14 protein-coding genes are annotated in these 18503 nt (G+C 44.7%); 5 read left to right on the forward strand and 9 right to left on the reverse strand.

Annotated elements, in window-relative coordinates:
• Nucleotide 1: 1 nt before the first annotated feature.
• From catB to KI655_RS01245, 3 genes are all read right to left on the reverse strand, one after another.
• Complete coding sequence (gene catB / locus KI655_RS01235) at nt 2–628, reverse strand: type B chloramphenicol O-acetyltransferase (RefSeq protein WP_285400932.1); 627 nt, start codon at nt 626–628, stop codon at nt 2–4.
• A 41-nt stretch (nt 629–669) separates the two neighbouring features.
• On the reverse strand, nt 670–831 hold the full coding sequence (locus tag KI655_RS01240) for a hypothetical protein (RefSeq protein WP_285400934.1): 162 nt from the start codon (nt 829–831) through the stop codon (nt 670–672).
• A gap of 166 nt (nt 832–997) precedes the next feature.
• Complete coding sequence (locus KI655_RS01245) at nt 998–1384, reverse strand: STAS/SEC14 domain-containing protein (RefSeq protein WP_285400936.1); 387 nt, start codon at nt 1382–1384, stop codon at nt 998–1000.
• A 325-nt stretch (nt 1385–1709) separates the two neighbouring features.
• Here KI655_RS01245 and KI655_RS01250 point away from each other — a divergent pair, with 325 nt between their 5' ends.
• From KI655_RS01250 to KI655_RS01265, 4 genes are all read left to right on the forward strand, one after another.
• Nucleotides 1710–2132, forward strand: coding sequence for a universal stress protein (locus KI655_RS01250; RefSeq protein ID WP_032548939.1), 423 nt, complete (start codon nt 1710–1712; stop codon nt 2130–2132).
• 193 nt (nt 2133–2325) lie between these two features.
• Complete coding sequence (locus tag KI655_RS01255) at nt 2326–3678, forward strand: DASH family cryptochrome (RefSeq protein ID WP_285400939.1); 1353 nt, start codon at nt 2326–2328, stop codon at nt 3676–3678.
• A gap of 9 nt (nt 3679–3687) precedes the next feature.
• Nucleotides 3688–5235, forward strand: a complete 1548-nt coding sequence (locus KI655_RS01260) for a cryptochrome/photolyase family protein (protein ID WP_285400941.1) — start codon at nt 3688–3690, stop codon at nt 5233–5235.
• The gene (locus tag KI655_RS01265; RefSeq protein ID WP_285400943.1) at nt 5235–5957 is read left to right on the forward strand and encodes an SDR family oxidoreductase; all 723 of its coding nucleotides are present in this window, start codon (nt 5235–5237) and stop codon (nt 5955–5957) included. The genes KI655_RS01260 and KI655_RS01265 overlap by 1 nt, the downstream gene beginning before the upstream one ends.
• A gap of 1 nt (nt 5958) precedes the next feature.
• Here the strand turns inward: KI655_RS01265 and KI655_RS01270 are convergent, their stop codons facing one another.
• The 3 genes from KI655_RS01270 to sbcD all read right to left on the reverse strand — a co-directional run bounded on the left by KI655_RS01270 (nt 5959) and on the right by sbcD (nt 11247).
• The gene (locus KI655_RS01270) at nt 5959–6108 is read right to left on the reverse strand and encodes a DUF2256 domain-containing protein (RefSeq protein WP_285400945.1); all 150 of its coding nucleotides are present in this window, start codon (nt 6106–6108) and stop codon (nt 5959–5961) included.
• 159 nt (nt 6109–6267) lie between these two features.
• Nucleotides 6268–10005, reverse strand: coding sequence for an SbcC/MukB-like Walker B domain-containing protein (locus KI655_RS01275; protein ID WP_285400947.1), 3738 nt, complete (start codon nt 10003–10005; stop codon nt 6268–6270).
• A gap of 6 nt (nt 10006–10011) precedes the next feature.
• Complete coding sequence (gene sbcD / locus KI655_RS01280) at nt 10012–11247, reverse strand: exonuclease subunit SbcD (RefSeq protein ID WP_285400949.1); 1236 nt, start codon at nt 11245–11247, stop codon at nt 10012–10014.
• 244 nt (nt 11248–11491) lie between these two features.
• On the opposite strand from sbcD, the gene KI655_RS01285 reads away from it, so the two are divergent.
• Entirely contained in the window at nt 11492–13246 is a 1755-nt protein-coding gene (locus KI655_RS01285) for a polysaccharide lyase family 7 protein (protein WP_373417271.1), read from the forward strand.
• A 162-nt stretch (nt 13247–13408) separates the two neighbouring features.
• Here KI655_RS01285 and KI655_RS01290 read toward each other — a convergent pair whose 3' ends face one another.
• The 3 genes from KI655_RS01290 to KI655_RS01300 all read right to left on the reverse strand — a co-directional run bounded on the left by KI655_RS01290 (nt 13409) and on the right by KI655_RS01300 (nt 18223).
• Entirely contained in the window at nt 13409–14977 is a 1569-nt protein-coding gene (locus tag KI655_RS01290) for a polysaccharide lyase family 7 protein (protein WP_285400953.1), read from the reverse strand.
• 385 nt (nt 14978–15362) lie between these two features.
• Nucleotides 15363–17222, reverse strand: a complete 1860-nt coding sequence (locus KI655_RS01295; RefSeq protein WP_285400955.1) for a hypothetical protein — start codon at nt 17220–17222, stop codon at nt 15363–15365.
• A gap of 134 nt (nt 17223–17356) precedes the next feature.
• Complete coding sequence (locus tag KI655_RS01300) at nt 17357–18223, reverse strand: oligogalacturonate-specific porin KdgM family protein (protein ID WP_032548923.1); 867 nt, start codon at nt 18221–18223, stop codon at nt 17357–17359.
• Between the last annotated feature and the right edge of the window lie 280 nt (nt 18224–18503).

Below are 18503 nucleotides of genomic sequence, written 5' to 3' on the forward strand. Positions count from 1 at the left end.
GCTAAGCAAAAGTCTTCCAATACTGGTACAAGCCATCGATATCAGAAGAGCACATCAAGGACATTGCACCTTTGATCTGCTCTTCATTCCATTCCCACCACTTCATTTCTAGCAACTGCGCAATTTGAGGCTCACTAAAACGATAGCGGATATGACGAGCTGGGTTAGAACCGACAATCGAGTATGGCTCAACATCTTTGGTTACGACTGCGCGGCTAGCGATAATTGCCCCATCGCCAACCTTTACGCCGCTCATGATCATCGCCTCTGTGCCAATCCAGACATCATTGCCAATCACAGTGTCTCCAGAACGTTCGAAGCCGTCGATCGCTCCTTCAAATTTTTCATCATCTTGGTAGTAAAATGGAAATGTACTTACCCACTGGTTTTGATGTCCTTGGTTACCCGCCATCATAAAAACGGCACCAGAGCCAATCGAGCAGTAGCTGCCAATAATCAATTTATCGACGTCGTCTCTGTCGGGCGTAAGGTAACGGGCACAATCGTCGAAACTGTGGTTGTGGTAATAACCAGAATAGTAGCTGTGTTCACCAACAATGATGTTCGGATTAGTCACCTGTTCTTTAAGAGACTTGCCCACAAAGGGACTTTCAAAATAATTGTTCACAGGTAGCTTCTACTTAATGGAAGGATAAATAAAAATCAGCGTTACGAATCATCGCCACAACTGTCACAAGCTTGGTAGGTTCTGTCGCCTTCACTGATGACGATAAAAGAGGATACGCATTGCTCACACAACACACGTTTTGGATAGGCGTCTTTTTGTTTCTTGGCGTTAATATCGCCTTCAACAACGTAGATTTTTCTCATGGTATTTCTCGGCAAGATACTAATGATGCCCGCGAATGTTTCAACAGGGTTTCGTATCCAGTTATAGATTCGCACTTGAACTAATAGTCAAATGCATGCGTTGCCTGAATTGTATGCCGAAAATCGAGACAACGCATTGAAAATCAAAATCGAAAGAAAAGATTACTTAGGTTGCCGCAGTTACCCAGTCGATCGCATCGTCATATTCCGTGAATTGTTTAACTTCACCCGCGATAAACAAGCTACCCACTTTGGATGCGAGCTCTTGCCAGCCCTTATCACCGTATATTGCAACTCTGCCTAAATTGGTTCTTAGCTTGATACCCAGTTTTAAGTCGTCCCAGGCGGCGCGTATATCCCAGCCGTTCAGCTCTTTGATATCAGCAACCATTCTAATGTTTTCAGAACCAACGGTTTTCAGTGCCGACTCTAGTTTGGGGGTTAAGGCGAGGTAATCTTGGTGGGTCAGATGGCCTGTTGCTTTGAACATCAGGACATATTCGTGGTCGATTCGCTCTACTCCAACGGATATTCCATGGCGATCATTATTCATAATGCATTCCTCTCTCGTTAGTCTTCAAAATCTACCTAATAGCTTACGATATCAGTTGAGTACTTATTGAGAGCCAGTGGCAAAAAAACAGTAATCGGTCGGTTTTTGTTCTCAAATTTACAAGATATTTAAGCGCTTGTATAAACCAATGTAATTCTTAACTCATTGATATTCAGGCAACGCTGAGTGAACTATCAGGGTAATAGAAAGTTCTTCCTTTAGAACAAATAGATATGAGCATTTTGTTTAATATGAGATCCGCTCGAAGGAAATTTATTGGTGAAATTCTATGCTATTTATAGACCCTAGATAAGAGAGGTGAGCTATGGAATACAAACACATACTCGTCGCGATTGAGCTGTCACAAGACACAAACATCTTAATTGATAGAGCGACATTTTTTGCCAACAAACTCGATGCCGATCTTTCTTTCGTTTATATCGATGGAACACATGGTGAGATATACCCTGAGCTGGTGGATATCAAGCAGCACACTGGCGAACTCCCATTTAATGAAGATGCCGTTAAACAGTTAAGAGATTTCGAAGCGTACTCCGAGCACAACATCAAGCACCTGTTTATGGGTACTGGTGATCTAACAGATAAACTCAAAGAGACAGTCGCTGCTAACCAAGTCGACTTTTTGATTTGTGGTCACCACCATGACTTTTGGAGCAAAATCATCTCACACTCCAAACAGCTTATTGATAAATCACCGGTCGATATTTTAGTGGTGCCAATCGAGTAGTGGTTACGTGATTTAACTTCAAACCCTACCGGGCACCGCGCTTCTGCTTCAATCAAAGTCCCGCTCGGTAGGCTTCCCTTCCCCTTTGATTTTTCTAGCTCTTTTAACATGCTTACCTGATCGATCCCCTTTAGCAAACCGTAATTATCGCTAGTTATCTATTCACGAGATCCCAATCAAGAGAACCACAGTGATGAGAAAAATTGGCCTTTACTGTTTTACTAATGACTTACGTTTTACGCACAACGAGCTTTTATCACTGGCGTGTGATCAAGTTGATGAACTCATCGGCGTCGTTATGCCTATTCAAATCTCTCCTTTCGTTCAACATCACTCTGGTGAAGACCAAATTGGGGAACAGAGGCTATTGTTCTGGCAACAGTCTATTGAGGATCTCGCAAAACGATTCGAAGCCCAAAATCAAAGCTTGTTTAGGATGCACTCCAGCGAAGCAGACGACTTAATTCAGTTGATAGAAACCTGCCAAGTGAGCAACATTTATTGTAATCAACATCCCGGCAGTGATGAATCTGAACTAATACGAGAGGTGCAGGAGTCATTACCTAACACAAAGGTTATCTCTACCAACAACAGCACACTGCTAGACAAAGCTGATCTTCCTTTCGAGCTAAACAAGCTTCCAAAATCTTTTACTCGCTTTCGTAAATTGGTTGAGGCAGATAACAAGCTGTTAAACATCACAGAGCATAGTCCCACACCTGTGCTCCCTAAATTGCCAAATGTGTTGAGAGATAACTTAAACATCGCGCCTAGTATCTCTGCCATAAACACCTCAGACACGAATCAGATTACGCACGTATCGAGTCAAACACGCGTGGGACTTTTTGACGGTGGCGAAAATGCCGGGATCGCACGCATAACAGATTACTTCCGACACTCTTATGCTAGCCACTATAAACAGACTCGAAACGCGCTCGATGGTATGAGTCACTCAACCAAGTTCTCACCTTGGTTGGCATTGGGCTGTTTATCACCAAAGACGATTGTCAGCACGCTACGCCAATATGAACAACAGTACGGATCAAACGAGTCAACGTACTGGATTCAGTTTGAGCTCCTATGGCGTGAATATTTCTACTGGCGTGCTAGAGCTGCAGGCAATGCACTATTTACTAACTCACAAGACAGTCACGCTTTAAGTACCAAAGCCCACGATATAAGTACCAAGGACGAAACAGCTTTCAATCGATGGAAAATGGGTAACACCAACTATCCTATTGTCGATGCTTGCATGCGAGAGCTGAATGCCACTGGGTATATGTCTAACCGGGGCAGACAACTAGCGGCGAGTTGCCTTATCTACGAGTTAGGTTGCGATTGGCGCTGGGGTGCAGCCTATTTCGAGACTCAATTGGTCGATTACGATGTTGCGTCTAACTGGGGAAATTGGTCTTACATTGCAGGTATGAATGGGCAACAGACTCGTCACTTTGATCTTGAAAAGCAGACGCAAATGTACGACCCGCAACACGAATTTATCCAACGTTGGGCGACCACTAACGAACTGCACCAGATTGCTAAATAGGATTAGAGAATGAAATTCAACACTGTACGCCTAATACTGGGTGATCAACTTAATATTCAGCACTCTTGGTTCTCTAATCGTGACTCCAATATCTTATACATCATCGCGGAGCTCCATCAGGAAGCCGGTTACGTCGATCATCACAGGCAAAAAGTCGCTGCGTTTTTTAGTGCAATGGCGGTTTTCGCTTCAGAGCTCAAAGATGAAGGGCATGAGGTGCTGCACCTGACATTGGATGATACCAAACAGTTTCCATCTCTAAATGAGTTGATAGAGCACTACACAACAGAGTTTGACGCCGAGAAATTCGAGTATCAACGACCTGATGAGTACCGACTGCTAAGCCAGTTAGCTCAACTCAAACTACCGAAAGCGGTAAAGCACTGTACCTGCACCGAACACTTCTTGCTGCCGTTTGACGAGATTGAGCCGCAGTTTCCAGCAGGTAAGCACATCATGATGGAACATTTCTATCGCCGAATGCGCAAGCGCTTCTCTGTGTTAATGGACGACGGTAAACCTGTGGGTGGCAAGTGGAACTACGATGGCAACAACAGAAACAAACTCAAACCAAAAGATATCGAAGCACTGCCCTCACCTTTGATGTTTGCTAATGACGTGAGCGACATTGTGGAGCGAATGGACAGACACAATGTACAAACCATCGGCGAAATCGATCAAACAAGACTGTTATGGCCGATTAATCGTGCTCAAAGTTTGTCTCTACTAGCGCACTTTTGCCATACCTGCCTACCGCTGTTCGGTCGCTTTCAAGACGCAATGACCAAAGATCATACTTCTCGTTGGGGCTTGTACCACAGTCGTCTGTCTTTCAGCTTAAACAGCAAACTGATTACGCCCCAAGAAACCATTGATGCGGCACTTGATGCTTACCACAGTAACGCAAACATCGATATTTCTCAGGTGGAAGGATTCGTGCGTCAAATTCTCGGTTGGCGGGAGTACATTCGCGCGGTTTACTGGGCCAACATGCCGCGCTACAAAACCATCAATCACTTTCAAGCGGATCGCAATCTACCTCACTATTTTTGGGACAGTGACACCAAAATGCTGTGCATGAAGCAAGCGATCAAGCAGTCACACGAGTTTGCTTATGCTCATCACATTCAAAGACTTATGGTGACCGGTAACTTCAGTCTGCTCACTGAACTTAATCCAGACCAAGTGGATGAGTGGTACCTCGGCATCTACATCGACGCCATCGAATGGGTAGAAATGCCAAACACACGCGGTATGGCTCTGTTTGCTGATGGGGGAATTGTTGGAACTAAGCCCTATGCAGCAAGTGGCGCTTACATTAATAAGATGAGTGATTACTGCAAGGGTTGTCACTACAACGTGAAGTCGAGAAGTGATGAAGATGCCTGCCCGTTCAACAGTTTGTATTGGCGTTTCATGACTAAGCACCGAGAGCAACTCACTCGCAATCCGCGAATGGGGATGATCTTCCGCTCTTGGGACAACATGGACGAACAAGAGCAAGATAAGACGCTACAACGTGCAGAAAATTACCTCGAACATTTGGAGGATTTGTAATGGAAAACGCTATCAAAACCGTATTAGTGATTGGAGGCTCTGGCGGTATAGGCAAAGCCTTAGTGAAACAGTTGCAAACAATCGCGCCTACAGCCAACGTCCATACGACTTTCTGCAATGGCAAGCCAGACTTCTCTCTCAGTAATGTCACATGGCATAAGGTCGATATCACTCAAGAATCAGACGTACAACAGCTCGCATCTCACTTCAGCTCATTAGATTGGTTGATCAACTGTGTCGGCATACTCCATACAACGACTCATCAACCAGAGAAAAGCCTCAATACTATCGACCCAGAGTTTTTTTTAGAGAACATGACGACTAATGCGCTTCCGACTCTACTAATTGCAAAGCATTTTACCTCTCTATTGAAACATTCGCCTGCAGGTAAGTTCGCAACCATTTCAGCTAAGGTTGGCAGCATTAGTGATAACCGTTTGGGTGGTTGGTACAGTTATCGCTCCTCTAAGGCGGCACTCAATATGCTAATTAAGTCCATCTCCATCGAGTGGAGCCGTATTGCCAAGAGAGCAACGATCCTTTCTCTACATCCGGGAACCACCGATACCCCACTCTCCAAGCCATTTCAGACCAACGTTCCTGAAGGCAAACTGTTCGATGCTGATGACGTGGCGCGCCAATTATTGAGTATTATTGAAAGATCAACGCCACAAGAGAGTGGTCGCTTTTTCGCATACAACGGTGAAGAGCTGCCTTGGTAATTTACGGCTTGTGGATGCTGCCTGTGTTTCGGCGGCAACGTTCTGAGCAATATTGCACTTCGTCCCAACACTTTTGCCACTTCTTGCGCCACGTAAATGGACGCAAACACACTGGGCAGAGTTTAGTGGGAAGGTCGCGTTTCTTTCGCATCGTATTTCTCTAACTTGAGGTTGTTAGAAGCTATACGCTCAACAGTCGCTAAGGGTTTGAAATACCGTTGAAATAACAAAGAAAACAACTGAAAAGGGGCAGATTCACTGCCCCTTCGTACTTACTAGCTGTTAATTACGAGTTACTAGCTTCAACTAGTTAAGCGACCTTAAACTCTTTACTCATCTCACTAACACCCAAGCCCGAATGCTTAGTGATTTTAAGCTGGACGGGTACTCGCTCTTTTAACGCCTCAACGTGACTGATCACACCGATCATCTTGCCAGACGCATTCAAGTTATCGAGCGCATTGAGCGCTATATCTAACGTGTCGCTATCCAAGGTACCGAAGCCTTCATCAAGGAACAGCGAATCAATACTGGTTTTGTGGCTCACCAAATCGGACAGCGCTAACGCCAAAGCCAGACTCACCAAGAAGCTTTCACCACCAGAGAGCGTTTTCGTATCACGAACCACATCGCCCTGCCACGTATCCAGCACTTGCAGCTCTAGTCCGTCTTCCGCTTTGCGTTTTAACTCATAACGACCATGCAGGCGCTGCAACTGCTTATTGGCAAGGTAAACAAGGTTCTCAAGGGTTAGCCCCTGTGCGAACTTTCTAAACTTGTCGCCATTCTTCGAACCAATCAATGAGTTCAATTGCGAGATATCATCAAACGCTTGCTGTTTCTCATCAATCTCTTTGAACAAGTGTTGTTGATTCTCGCGATTCTTCTTATCCATCTCTAGATTTGCGTTAATCGCACCGATTTGACTGGCCGTCGATTGTTGCTGTTGCTGGCAATCGGAGACTTGTTGCTCCACTTGTTCAATTTCAACCTCTTGCCATTTAGCTGCGTTAGCGTGTTCGAGCAGTTCTTCAACGCTTTGCTTAGCGGCTTTGAGTTTGGCTGAGCTACTGACGATCGCGTTATCGAGCTTCTGTTTAAGAGCAACAAGATCTGCTCGAAGTTGTTCGTCCAATAATGCTTGTTCAAACTCGGTTTCAGACTCAAAAGGACTGGCTGATAGTGCTTGGGTCCATGATTCATTGACCACAGTGAAATCACTCTGTTTCGCAGTAAGCTCTTTCGAGAATGCAGCTTGCTTAGTTTGCCATTCACGCAGAGTTAGCTCGCAACGGTTGAATGCCGCTTTCAGAGCCTCAAGCTCTTTGGTGGCCTCTTCCATTCGAGCGTTCATCAACTGCTCTTGCTGATGAATCTGCTTGTCGCCAAACAATGCCTGACGCTCCTGCTGGACCTTAGCAAGATCATCCGAGGTCATTCCAAGATCTTTCTCAAGCAGTTCTAGCTTGCTGGTTTGTTCACCCAAGGAAGCTGCCAGAGACTGATGCTTCTCTTGCTGAGCGATCAGCGTTTTATCCAGTTCGGCTTTCTGCTGGTAGTTTGTTTGCCACTCTTGCGACGCCGCACTTTTTACTTCAAGCCATTGATCAATGCTCTCCAACTCGGGTGCGCTGTTTCCAGTCTCAGTAATGCTTTGTTGTAAGCTCTGCCACTGCGATAACTGAGTTTGTTTCAATTGAGCAGTTTGTTCTTCGGCATCTATACGCTGCTTCTGCAAATCTGCAACACGCACTGATAGTGCTTCAACTTTGTTAAGCGCATCTTTCAACGCTAGCTCAAGATTGATACGCTGCTTCTCTGCCGATTGGTAATCTGCTTTAGTTTGCATTTGTTGCTGTTGAAGTTGAGTGACTTTATTCAGTTCATGCTCACAACGATCGACAAACAAGGCGACGGCATCTTTATCTGCAATCTGCTCTTGCGTAACAACCCACTCCATCAATGGTGCGCTGTTAGCTAATTGTGCATTCGCATATGAACTACTTGCACTCGTTTGAGTGAACTTCTCTACCAACAGCGCCCACGACTGCTTAGCTTGCTCCGCATCTGTTATTAAGTTCTTAATTTCACCTTCAAGATGATTCAAAATTGGGCCGAGTGAATCCAGTTTCTGACGAAGATCCTTTCCATCTTTCCTAACCAACTCCAAAGCCTCTGATTCTTGGGTTTGCTGCTGAAGTAGTGCATGGACATCTTGAGATTGTTCAACCGAGTGGTCCGTTGAGCCACACAATGGACATTCAGAACCTGGCTCTAACATTGCGCGATACTTAGCGAGCTCACCCTCTTGAGCAATCAAGGTCTTCAAACGCTCTAGTGACTGCTCTTTCTCTTTGTAACGCTCAAGCAAGATCTCACGTTGCATTGTGAGCTCTGTGTTTTCAGATGTCTTGCGCTCCAACTCGATACGCTTGACTTGTGCTTGTTCGGTTGCAAATAAGTAACGACGTTGAACATCCGTTAAGGCATGAGTTTGTCGGTTCCACGCTTCTAACACGTGTTTCAAGCCATTTAACTGCTCTTCGCTGTGTACCTGCTGAGATTGCTCCCATAACACTTTCGCGGCTTGCTCGGCCGTCGTTAGCGATGACAACTCTTGAGTGTTCTTCTGTTGGTCTTGAGTTAATTGCTTAGCTTGCTGCTCTTGAGCGCTAATTTCATTAGCAAGACGCTCTACTCGCTTTTGCTGTTCGGTTTGCTGCTGTTCAAGTGTTCGCATTTGAGCAACGTTGGTTTGCCACTGGCCTAAATAGCGGTCGAGAGATTTGCTGCTTTCGTTCGTCGATAAGTACTCTGTCAGTGTTTTCTCTTGGACTTTTAACTCTTCAAGTGACTTTTCCGCATTTTGAATCAAAGACTGTTTCGTCGCTTGTTCCGCTTTAAGCAGTGATTGGGATTGCTTCTGCGTGGCTAGTTTTTCATTGAGCAAAGCAACTTTCTGATCAAGTGGACGCACTTTTTCGATAGTCGCCACAAGCTCGGTTTGTTCTTTGCGAAGTTGGTTTGTGGCTTCTGTTTGTACATTGAGCGCCGTTTCTGTTTGAAGCTTCTCTTGATTGCCCGCTTCAAGCTGTTTGTTCGCATCATCCAGTTGAGAATTTAATGACGCTACCTCATGCTGCACGCGATGAAGATCTTTATGCAATGGGCGCAGCTTCTCTGCAGGTTCACTTTTCGCTAACTGCTCTAGCTGCTGACTATTGATTTCCATCTCTACTTGAGCAGATTTCAACTCACTTTCACTGTTTTCAAGTGATAGCTTGGCTTTGTTGAGTTCTCGCCACCAAGCCAAATGTTCTGACCAACCTTTCAGCTCTTGGTCGAACTGCTTTAAAGCGATTTCTAAACTCGACTTGTTTTGAGACAGCTCTTCAACTTGTTCAGCCGTTAGCAAGTTTACACCTTCGGCTTTCGCTTTAAGCTGGTTTAGCCCTTCTTCACTGGATTTGTAGTGCTCATAGATACGCTCTGAGATCAGGCTGTAGATTTCAGTACCCGTCAGCTCTTCTAACAGTTCAGCACGATCATTCGCATTGGCATTTAAGAACGCCGCAAACTCGCCTTGGGAAAGCAGAATAGACTTAGTGAAACGGGAAAAATCGAGGCCAGTTGTCGACTCAACCAATTTGATCTTCTTACTGAGCTGAGTTTCTAATACCTTATTAGTGTCCGCGTCAGCAAACTCGCAAGTGGGTGTTTGGAGTGCGCCATCATGCTTGTTGCGAGCACGTTTTTGATGGAAGTTAGAACGGTAGGTCTTCCCTTTAACTTCAAATTCAATCTCAGCAAAACACTCACCCGTGCCACGCGTCATGATCTCGTTGTTGCCTTTTGCGATGCTCTTTAAACGAGGCGTTCGATGGAACAAGGCTAAACAGATCGCATCCAAAATGGTAGTTTTACCTGCGCCCGTTGGCCCGGTAATCGCGAACAATCCGTTTTCTGCAAACGGCGACTGAGTGAAGTCTAGCTTCCAACGACCTTTAAGTGAGTTCAGGTTTTCAAATTCTAAAGATAAGATTTTCATAGCGGATTATTCAGCCTCTGCGTCGGTCACTTCGGTCATCACTTGTTTGAACGTCACGGTCATGCGCTCTAAACGTGCTTTTTCTGATTCAGTTTCGAAGTCTTCCAGTGCTATGCGTTTTTCAAACACTTCCATTGGGCTCAGCTCTGACAGCGTTTCTGCCGATTCTTGATTCAAAGTTTGATTACGCTTCTCTCGCGCTCGTCGTAATTGCAGTACCTCTACATTGAGCTCTTGCGTCAGACGTGAAATACGTTCTTGAAGATCAGACAGGTAATCCTGCGTTTGTACTTCTATCGACAGCCATACACTCTGCTCGCCATCGAGACCAATATATTGGTTTAACTGTGTCTCAATGCTTTCAAGATCGCCTTTAATCTCGACAAGTGGCTGAAAGGTTGGAACATTCAATTGGGAAATCGCGCGTTGCCCTTGTTCAAACTCGACAATACATACCTGTTTGGTTGATTTGAGTTCATCAAAGCTGAGTGGAATTGGAGAGCCGCAGTAACGGATATGATCTTGTTTCGCCACCACTTGCGGCCTATGGATATGGCCGAGCGCGATGTAGTCGGCTGGTGGAAAGCCATCTGCAGCAAAGCCATCCAAATTACCCACATAGATGTCACGAACTGAATCAGACTGTTGCACACCCATAGCGGTTAAATGCCCCGTTGCAACAATAGGAATTTCGCTCGCATTCTCGTAATTTTCACGCTCCGCAACGGCCGCTTGGTAAACACTTGCATAGTGCTGCTTAATGGCGTCACCCAGCTGTTTCTGTCTCTCGACACCAGAAACACCAGCTTGGCTAGTTAGTACGTCACGGGGACGGATAAATGGAATCGCGCAAACCAAGGCTTCAACCTCGCCAGACTTACCTTTCAATGTAAGCACTTGTGTTGGGTAGTCGTCATTAGTGTTGGGAATCACATCGGTTCCCATGTACTTGAGTAGTTGCTGTGTCTCTTTGAGCACTGACACAGAGTCATGGTTCCCGCCAAGCAGCACCAGTTGGCAATTCAACTTGCTGCAATCTACGACGAACTTGTTGTACATCTCACGTGCATAGCTTGGTGGTGTGCTGGTATCGAAAATATCGCCCGCAACGATAATGGCATCAATGCTCTGCTCAACGACTTGTTGAAGTAGCCAATCTAAAAACTGTTGGTGTTCGTTTTTACGACTCTTGTTATAGAAATTTTGGCCAAGATGCCAATCTGACGTGTGAAGAATTTTCATGGTGTCTCGCTACGGGGATCGAATGTTCTTAATCTATCAAAATCGCTCCGGCATATCTCTTTAATAAGCTTATGAAAAGGCAACTAATCATCGATATCTGACTGTTCGTCCGCAATTTGACCAAAGTACCCCGTCAGTGACGAAATTCAACTCACATTGAGTCACAAAATCAGAACCGCCGATTTGAGTTAAAATAATACAAATGTAATTATTGGTTTTTTCCATAATAAGAATAACCAGTATGATGACATTAAAACCAATCACCGCAGCGGTCATAGCCGTACTACTCGCGGGCTGTGGTGGCAGCTCTTCCTCTTCGTCTCCGAGTGAGCCCGCTGACCCAAATCAACCAACCGATCCCACTGAAACTGTTGCACCTTACAGCATTGCTAAATATCAGAGCATCTTAGATAACTCAGATCTGCAAGTCTCTGATCCGGATGGTAGTGAAGGTAATAAAACTTCTGAGGTCAAAAACGGAGCATTCGACAACTATCAAAGTGACTACTTCTACGCTGAAAAAGAGACTGAAAACCTTGTATTCAAGATGTCGAACTACAAGATGCGCTCTGAGGTTAGAGAGCTAGAGAACTTTGACGTGAGCGAGGATGACATCAAGCGAACCTTCTACGCAGAAGTTAAACTGCCTGATATTGATTTAGCGATGGCCAATTCACCCGCTGACCATGATGAAGTCACCTTCTTGCAGATCCACAATAAAGGCACTAGCGAAGATGGTACTGGTTATATCCCGCACCCGTTAGTTCGCGTTGTTTGGGAACAAGAAAGAAATGGTCTAACAGGTCATTACTGGGCGGTTGTCAAAAATAACGCGTTAGATTGCAGCCAGGCTTCTAACGCAGCCAACTGCAGCGACTCATATGACCGTTATGATTTAGGTGAAGCTGACCTTGATGACTTTACTCGCTTTGAAATATCCATACTAGAGAACACTCTATCTATCGAAGTGAACGACGAATCGAAAGCAAATATCGACATCTCTTACTGGTCGCATCTGCTCAGTTACTTTAAAGCTGGTATTTACAACCAGTTTGAAAATGGTGAAGGTGAAGCGAAGTTTAACCAGTTAACCTACGAGAAAGAGAATATTGACACCTCGGCCAAATGGAATATTGATGACTGGAAGATCACTATCCCGCCAAGTAAAGATGATTGGTACGGCAGTGGCGGTAATAGTGCTGCCGAACTTGAACCCGAGCGTTGTAACTCGAGTAAAGATGTTTTGTCCAACGCCAGCAATATCTATGACAATGACTTAGGGATCTCCTACTTCAACGTTGTTGATGGTCAGATGCACTTTCGGGCTGACATGGGCTACGGCACTTCAACCGCGAACTCTAGCTATATTCGCTCTGAGCTAAGAGAGTTGTACATTAGCAATGATTCCCCTGATTGCAGTACCAGTGATGAAGACACCAGTTGGTACCTCAACGATCTTCGTACCAATGCAAAAAACCATACCCTTGAGGCTCAACTTCAAATCAATGAGTATCCAAATCTCGACTTCAGTGAGCAGCGCCCTAAAGTGGTATTGGGACAAATTCATGGCTGGAAGATCAGCCAAGCATTGGTTAAGTTGCTTTGGGAAGGTGATGATAGGCCGATCCGAGTCATCCTCAACGACAGTTTTGAGCGTAATAACCAAGACTGCGCGAGCTGTGAACCGTTTAGCGTAACCTTAGGCCAATACGCTGCTAATGAAGAGTGGCGCTACATTATCCGTGCAACACAAGATGGGCTGTTCCTCGCAACCACAGACACCGATGGCAGTAACCTTGTTTCCCACCAAATTGACTGGGGAGCTGACTACACTGACATGAATGGTGACACCGTCACACTAAGTAGTGATTGGGCGAGCGATGACATCGCGTTTTATTTTAAAGCCGGTATCTACCCTCAATTTAAACCTGATGATAAATACCAAGGCGAGATCTTCGATGTCAGCTTTAGTGAAGTATCAACTGAACATGTGCAGTAACTCTCTATAATCGGTGTGGAGCTAAATAGATTAGCTCCACACTCTATCGTATACAAAGCCATAGACTCCGTTAAAGACTCTATGGCTTTTTTATGCGCATACAAAAAGCCAGTAACAAAGGTTACTGGCTTGATAGTTTTTTACTAGAGAGCATTAGTTGGATTAACCTTGGAACTCACCGTATGTTGCGTCTAACTCGTAGAATGTCGCTTGTACGTAATCATCTGGCTCACCGTACATGTTCTGGTTGTAAACACCGGCTTTAAAGTACATGTAGCGACCACCTTCGTCGTAGCCACTGTCACTCATGTCTACCACTTGAACAGCATCTTCTTTGCCTTCACGCATCAGAGTCACTGTCATGATGTTACCCTTCACGTCAATCTCGTAGCTGAACATTTCACCAAGTGCGATACCGTCTTCACCGATTTCACCTGTCATGTCACCGACTAGATTGTAGTAATCTTCTGTGCCCGTCTTAGTTTTTTCGTGAGCAAAGTAAACAGTGCCCGTTGCTTGGTTTGGAAGCTTACGGTAGTAAAGGCGGATTGGCTCGTCATCTTTGTCGTGGATTTGACCGATGATGAAACGACCCACTTCGTGAGATTGACCTGTTGTTGTTGCATGGTCGATCTTCAGTGTTGCTTTAAGAGTCCCGTCTACACCACCAGCAGCTTGCTGATCTTCAATTGGAGCAGAGCTGAATACCCAGTTATTCGGGTTCACACCTTTAGTTTTGTGTGACTTCTCACCTGCACGCAGCATCGAACGGAACTCAGTACGAGCGTATTTGGTGTTCTTAGAAGTGCGTGAGCCTTTCACGTAAGTCTTAAACACCATACCGCCATCTTCTGCAGTGTAGAAAATGTCTTCGTTCTGGAAGCCATGTGCTAGATCCCACTCATCAACGTCATCTGCACGGCCATCACCATCGTGGTCATAAGGTGTTGTCAGCTTCCAACGTGTTAGGTCGAAGTTCTCACCAGGTGCATTAGTTGCCAGCAACGTTGCAGGCAGCGTTGGTGTCGGCATTGGCTGAGAAAGGTCACACTCTACCGTTGTCTCACAAGGGCGCACGAGTGGCGCACCGAAATCACCTTTACGGTTCTTTTTCAGCAGCTCTTTTTGTGCTTTCTGGTCAGCCTTCATTTGCGCGATCATATCTGCTTCTGCAGCTACGACAGCATCTGAAATAAGGTGACTTGAAGGACATGCGTTAATACCACAGTTTACAGCCGCAAGCTCTGTTACTGAGTTCCATTGGTTTTTAGTATTACCGTAACCCACGTAACGAACATAACGCGCTTTTACCGCTGGCTCGAACTGGAAGCGTTCTAAACCAATCGCACGTCCTGAGCTTTTCTGATCTTTAAGCACAGTAGTCCAGTTCTCACCGTCTTCACTCATTTGAATGTCAAACGACGTCACGCGTTCGTTACCTTTACTGAACGACGCTTGAACCGCATCAAACTCGTGAACTGAACCGTAATCCAACGTTGCGTGCTCACCGTTACCGTTTGCAGCCCAGCGAGTCATAATGTTGCCATCAATAAGTTGGCTAGGTGTATTACCATCGTGGCTACTTGCCGTCACAGCAACTGGCGTTAGAAGTGGCTCACCCGTTTCTTTGTTGTTTGGAAACTGCTCTACTACAGATGCTGAAGTACTCGCGCAACCAACGGCTAGAACAATCGAAGATGCAAGCAAGCTTTTTAGATAGATACTTTTCATTAGACCTTTCACCTTTAATGCTTAAGTTTGAATTATTTGTATTATAAGACGAGGACAAGATACCTTATTGATATGAAACTCAAGCTCTAAGCCACGTTCCATGTACCGTATTAGCTATGTCCTTCACGCTAATGACACAAGTATAAACATAATAAAGTAATACAAATACCCCTAAAAAGTCATAAATGAGATCGCGCTCTTATACATCACCATCGAATCATAGATAAATGAGATCGGAGTCTTATTGAAGCAAATTAACCGGCCAAACCTTCTTGTTTTGTGCTCTGTTTTTGCTCTTAAGGTAGGCATAAGCTTGGTTATTTGAGCGGGTAAAAAACAAAAAAAGAGGCCTAAATGGCCTCTTTAAAACTCAATAAACTGTGATTTAGAATAATTCAGAATCTAAGTCGTCGAAGTAACTGTATGTGCCACTGCTCGAGTTATCACCTACATAAGCTGCAAACATAATTGGTGCACCTTCATCAGCTTCAGCAACGAGAGGATAAGTCGTGCCATCTTCTTCATACGACGTGTACTCAGTACCATCGACCGTAATCGTCACATCATAACCAGAGCTGTCTGAATTTGGCTCCCATGCCATAGTTACGTCCACCCAAGCATCTTGAGCATAAGACGCTAGGTCTTTTTGGCTGCCACTTTCGTTACGGAATTTGAGCGCAGAGCTACCAAATGCCACTTCTGTAAATCGCTTGCTCGAAGATGCAGTATCTGACGAACCTAAGAACAAGTATGTTGATTTCACATAACCATCAGATGGAATGTACACAGACATCGACACCGAACCTGATTCAGCACCACCATCTTTAAAGGTACGAGATACAACAGGTTTTCCTAGTGTTGAGTTGTCATGCAACAGTAGTGAGTTGTCACCTGAATTAGCTTGTACAGTACTTACTTCTGCAACAATTGTTGTCTCATCATCACCGTCTTTATCACCCTTGATAGCGTAAGCGCTGTTTGCGGCATCAATGCGAGTGCCTGCCGTGTAGCTATCGAAGTCATCTGTTACTTCACCTGGTTCTGGCTCAGGATCTGTTGGATCCGTTGGGTCTTCTCCTTCAGTAACAACGGTCGCTTCTGCGCTGTTGTTATTGTATGGATCCGAGCCACCTAATGCAGCGCCGTTTGTATAACTATCAAAGTTATCCTCAAACACCACTTGGTCATCTGACTCGTCATTTGAGTAAACCATGAAGTTATCAGCAATCAGTTCATAGTGCGTCGTATTTGATGTATCACCAAGCTTCAGTGAAATAACTGTCACTGCAGATTTATCAAACGACTCAAAGCCATTACCACTGTTGTCATACACAGTGTCATTGACAGTGAATGTGTAGTAACCATTAGCCCAGCTCACTTCAACGGCTAAGTCTTCACCAAGCTCGTAAGTCCCTACTGGCTCTTCAGAGATTTGTGGTTTACCACCACTCGTCACGGTTGAACGATAGAAAATCTCGCCAGCATTAAAAATCACTTCACCGTGTAGGTTCGTGTTTGAAGTACCCGCGCCATATAAAGAGATGTAAGCGTTGTTACCACTGTCGTTCGCTTCTTCATTCGTGTCTGCATCGACTTGGTAGATTAGGTCTACTGATAATTTACCAGAGGCAATGCTAGATACTGTCGCAGACTCAGACAGTTTCAGACGCAGCTCACCAACGTCATTTTTAGCGCCGCCAAAGTTTGTATCTAAGATTTGAACGACATTATTAATACCGCTATCTTCATTGGCATCAACAACCGCATCTTTAACAGAATCATTATCAACTTCATCTGAACCCGATAGGTCAACACCGTTATCTTCATCAACAAATGTCATTGATGCAGGTGTGTCACCAGAAGCTTCTGTTAGCGTGAACTCACCAGATACTTCCATTGTTGTGCCACTATCGTAAAGCATAAATGAAATAGTACCGGCGTCTTCATCGTAGTCGTTGGTTGATGCTGATGCATCTTTGATCACGTATGTACCAGGTGTTGCGTCATCATCGTAATATTTGTGGTTGCCGTCTTCGCTAAACACGTAAACATTTGGAAGATCTGCGCTGCTCGTTGAAAAGCTCGTCGCTGATGCGGCTGTCCCCAGTTGCCAATAACCGCTGGTAATTTTTAAATCCGGTGCCGGAACTACAGGATCTGTCGGTACAGGTAAGCCATCGCTATTACAGCCAAAAAGTAAGCCAGTAGACAGTGCGACTGCTGTTGCCACTTTAGAAATCTGCATAATAAACTCTCTTGTTCGTTATAACTTTTATATATTCTTAGACAAAAGGTTTTCTCATCCGTATTGAGGATATGACAGAGAAACATAGCTCCACTGTGCGCAGAGCTAACCTTAAACTATTGCCTCGTTACGCATTAGAATGAGTAAGCAATACCCACGCGGTACTTCGCTTCACGGTCACTTGAGCGAGAGCTAATATCTGATGACCAAAGTTCGCCAAATGGTTTCCAAGAACCGAACTTGTAGCTCACCTTGATACCCGCATCCCATTCCCAATCATCGTTGTCGTATAGAAGTACGTTATCTAGAGATTTCACATAGTTAGCTTCGTAAGACAGGCCCAACTTAGGTAAAGATTCAACCTTGTATGAGCCCGTTAGAGTGATCTTTGATTTCTGAGCAGATTCTAGCTTCTCACCAGTTTCGTTGTCCGTGTCACCAAAACGAGTGTGGTTACGGAAATCTGAGTACTCGTGACGGTAACGAATAGCGGTGGTTAGACCCATATCCGCTTTGTAGCCAACACGGAACTGAGGTTTGAAAGTGACTTTTTTCATTTTCCAGTCACCGTCGTTGTAGTTTGGCTCATCCCAATCCCATGCGATTGGCATACCCATTTGTAGATACCAATTGCTGTTCACTTTGTAAGTAGCGGTGTTATCTAACTCCATGTTGTAGATATACCAGTTACCGTTGTAGAAACTTTTGCTGTTAGCATTCTTAACGCTGCCCGAGTCAGCATCGTAATAAGAGTCGTCTGTATGGAATTTGATTTCTAGGCTTGATGAGTGCTTCCACTTGTCGTCTAGCTTAAAGCTGTCACCCAATTTCACACGATGTTGATGGCGCGCATCGACATGGCGAGTTTCGCTCGTTCCATCTTTTTCGTAGGTGTAATCGGTAGCAGCACGATATTCGTAACGGTAATCAATTGACGCGGCCGATGCCATGCCGGCAAATAGTGTTGTAACCACTGCAATAGCCACTTTAGAATTTTTCATATTCCCTTCTCTTCTTTTGTTACGCAATTGGATTAAGTCTTATTGTTAGACAAATAGAGCTAAGCTTCAAATAGTGCGTATCGATAGAATGAGCTCTCTCACAATAACTGCGATGATTAAGTCGAAACTAAAACATAAGTCACAGAAGCGAGCGGAACATTACGCCAAACCTAAACATTTATTCATACAAATAAATAAAGATCATTGAACAAAAACAGAGAAAAATTCACGAAGACTCCCAATTTAAAAGGATGGAAGATAAAATCAATAAAGATAAAGG

Origin of the sequence: Vibrio sp. D404a (assembly GCF_030248535.1) — a bacterium.
GTDB lineage: Bacteria > Pseudomonadota > Gammaproteobacteria > Enterobacterales > Vibrionaceae > Vibrio.

Bases quoted from the DNA above. Each gene is read 5' to 3' on its own strand.
- KI655_RS01240 (WP_285400934.1), bottom strand. From the start codon at position 831: ATGAGAAAAATCTACGTTGTTGAAGGCGATATTAACGCCAAGAAACAA.
- KI655_RS01245 (WP_285400936.1), bottom strand. From the start codon at position 1,384: ATGAATAATGATCGCCATGGAATATCCGTTGGAGTAGAGCGAATCGAC.
- KI655_RS01250 (WP_032548939.1), top strand. From the start codon at position 1,710: ATGGAATACAAACACATACTCGTCGCGATTGAGCTGTCACAAGACACA.
- KI655_RS01255 (WP_285400939.1), top strand. From the start codon at position 2,326: ATGAGAAAAATTGGCCTTTACTGTTTTACTAATGACTTACGTTTTACG.
- KI655_RS01260 (WP_285400941.1), top strand. From the start codon at position 3,688: ATGAAATTCAACACTGTACGCCTAATACTGGGTGATCAACTTAATATT.
- KI655_RS01265 (WP_285400943.1), top strand. From the start codon at position 5,235: ATGGAAAACGCTATCAAAACCGTATTAGTGATTGGAGGCTCTGGCGGT.
- KI655_RS01270 (WP_285400945.1), bottom strand. From the start codon at position 6,108: ATGCGAAAGAAACGCGACCTTCCCACTAAACTCTGCCCAGTGTGTTTG.
- KI655_RS01275 (WP_285400947.1), bottom strand. From the start codon at position 10,005: ATGAAAATCTTATCTTTAGAATTTGAAAACCTGAACTCACTTAAAGGT.
- sbcD (WP_285400949.1), bottom strand. From the start codon at position 11,247: ATGAAAATTCTTCACACGTCAGATTGGCATCTTGGCCAAAATTTCTAT.
- KI655_RS01285 (WP_373417271.1), top strand. From the start codon at position 11,492: ATGACATTAAAACCAATCACCGCAGCGGTCATAGCCGTACTACTCGCG.
- KI655_RS01290 (WP_285400953.1), bottom strand. From the start codon at position 14,977: ATGAAAAGTATCTATCTAAAAAGCTTGCTTGCATCTTCGATTGTTCTA.
- KI655_RS01295 (WP_285400955.1), bottom strand. From the start codon at position 17,222: ATGCAGATTTCTAAAGTGGCAACAGCAGTCGCACTGTCTACTGGCTTA.
- KI655_RS01300 (WP_032548923.1), bottom strand. From the start codon at position 18,223: ATGAAAAATTCTAAAGTGGCTATTGCAGTGGTTACAACACTATTTGCC.